Annotated in this window: 1 protein-coding gene; it reads right to left on the bottom strand. The window is 37.3% G+C overall.

Features of this window, described 5'->3' with window-relative positions:
- Positions 1-171: 171 nt before the first annotated feature.
- Positions 172-2,244 carry a glycine--tRNA ligase subunit beta gene (gene glyS, locus V7127_RS12810; protein WP_335486550.1) on the bottom strand — a complete coding sequence of 691 codons (2,073 nt, stop codon included), beginning with the start codon at positions 2,242-2,244 and terminating at the stop codon, positions 172-174.
- Positions 2,245-2,357: the final 113 nt, after the last annotated feature.

The raw sequence follows: 2,357 nt of genomic DNA, 5'->3' as shown, positions 1-2,357 counted from the left end.
CGTCCTGTACGTCGGGGGTTGGCGCTGGAGCTAGACAAATACCAAAAATGTTATACTTTTATAAAATTATTATATACTATTTAGAATAAATGAAAAGAAATGAGTATTAAGGCAGGAGTTTATTGGAAGGAGCCTGTCTTTTGGAAACAGGCTCCAAATGGAAAACCCACGTTATTTAACAATAATTTCGTTTACATTTGCAAACTTTTTAATCAATTCAGCCAGTAAAACCATTTGATTTAGCCTGTTTTGCCGAAGTTCTATATGATCTGCCATGACCATCGTGTTATCAAAATATTGATCGATTTCAGGCTTCATAGATATGAGCAAACCAAATTTGTCACTTTCTGAAGTATGAGCAGTAAACTTTTCTTTGACAAGCATATATTTATTGTACAGATTTTTTTCAAATTCATTTTCAAATAAATCAGGTTTAACTTCACTAGGATTTTCAGCTTTAGATGAAATATTTAAAACTCGGCTTAAAGCCTCCATGCTTTCCTTAAAGCCATTATCCTCTTTTCTAGTTTCTAATACTTCAGCTCTTCTTACTAGGGATGGGAGTGCACCAATTTCATTGCCTAGAACTGCTTCAATTAAATCATACCGCACATGCTTTTCTTGAAGGATATGCTTAATTCTTAGTTTAAAGAATGCAATTAATTCTCCGGCAAGTTCTGATTTAGATTTCTTAGCAATTCCAGCCTCTTCAACTAAGGCTAACGCAGAATCAATTAGACTTTCTAAAGACAAATCCCACTCTTTATTTATTAGAGTCTGAACAATACCTGTAGCTTGGCGTCTTAGTGCATATGGATCCTGTGAACCGCTTGGGATAATGCCAATAGCAAAGCAAGCGGCAATTGTATCCATTTTTTCTGCTATTGACAGTGCAGCACCTGCATGGCTTCCTGGGGTACTGTCATCAGCATTCCTTGGCATATAATGTTCATTTATGGCTTTAGCAACTGCAGGTTTTTCTCCCTTTTGCAAAGCATACTTTTCACCCATAAAACCTTGTAATTCTGGAAATTCGTAAACCATATTTGTTACAAGGTCAAATTTGCAAATTTCACCAGCTCTGTCGGCAGCTACTTTATCTTCTGTGCTAAAATCTAGCTTATCAGCTATCTCATTTGTTAGTTTTCGAACACGATTTACCTTTTCAGCAAGTGTACCGATTTCTTCATGATAGACAATAGCTTTTAGCTTACTTAATGAATCTTCAATTTCAGTTTTTTGGTCTTCTTTATAGAAAAAGGCTGCATCAGATAATCTTGCTCTAAGTACCTTTTCATTCCCCTTAGCTACTTTTTCTAAATGTTCATGCCCGCCATTTCGAACGGTCACAAAGAAGGGAAGCAGCTTTCCTTCCTTTGATTTGACAGGAAAGTAACGCTGGTGCTCTTTCATAGAAGTTATTAAAACCTCTTCAGGAATTTCTAAAAACTCTTCTTCAAAGCGTCCAAAAAGAGCTGTAGGGTACTCAACAAGGTTCGTAACCTCTTCTAGCAGATTTTCATCAATTGGAATGACCCAATTATTTTCCTCGGCGATTGTTTCTATTTGTGCAGTAATTGCGCTTTTTCTTTCAACAGGATCAACAATCACATATTGACTAAGCATAGCCTTTTCATAATCTTTTGGCTCATGTATGTCAATTTTGTCTCCAAGGAAACGATGACCAAGTGTCCAATTGGATGTCTCTACCGCTGTGATTGAAAATGGGATCACTTCATTACCGAATAACGCAAGCAGCCATTTAATGGGACGGACGTACCGAAGATCATTATTAGCCCATTTCATGTTTTTCGGGAATGTCATAGCTGTTATAATTTGCTGCAATTCCGCCAGCAAAGTTATAGTTTCTTGGCCTTGAATAAATTTTTTCACATGGACATATTCAACACCATTTATTTCTTTAAAGAAAATATCGTCTACACTAGCCCCTTGTCCACGGCAAAAGCCAATAGCTGCCTTTGACCATTCATCATTTTCACCAATCGCAATCTTTCTTGCTGGACCCTTTGCTTCCTCGTGAACATCCTCTTGAGATTCATCTACACCTGATACGAGAACCGCTAACCTACGCGGTGAAGAAAAAGCATCAATATGGTCAAAGTTTATCTTTTTTTCTAATAACCAAGCTTGGATTTTATCTGAAAGCTGATTCATCGAATTTGTAACAAATCTTGCTGGCATTTCTTCTAATCCTACTTCTAAAAGGAGATCTCTTTTAGTCACGATTCCATTCCTCCCTTACCCGAAAAGCTCAAGCGGCTTGATCAGCCCCGACAAGCATAAGACAAGCCGGCAAGAAGGTTGTTTTTTAACCTTATTGACGGATTGGCTTATGA

The sequence above is a fragment of the Bacillus sp. JJ1773 genome (assembly GCF_036962035.1).
GTDB lineage: Bacteria > Bacillota > Bacilli > Bacillales > Cytobacillaceae > Cytobacillus.
Note: the sequence above shows the minus strand (reverse complement) of the source record. Positions and strands in the feature narration are given on the sequence as shown.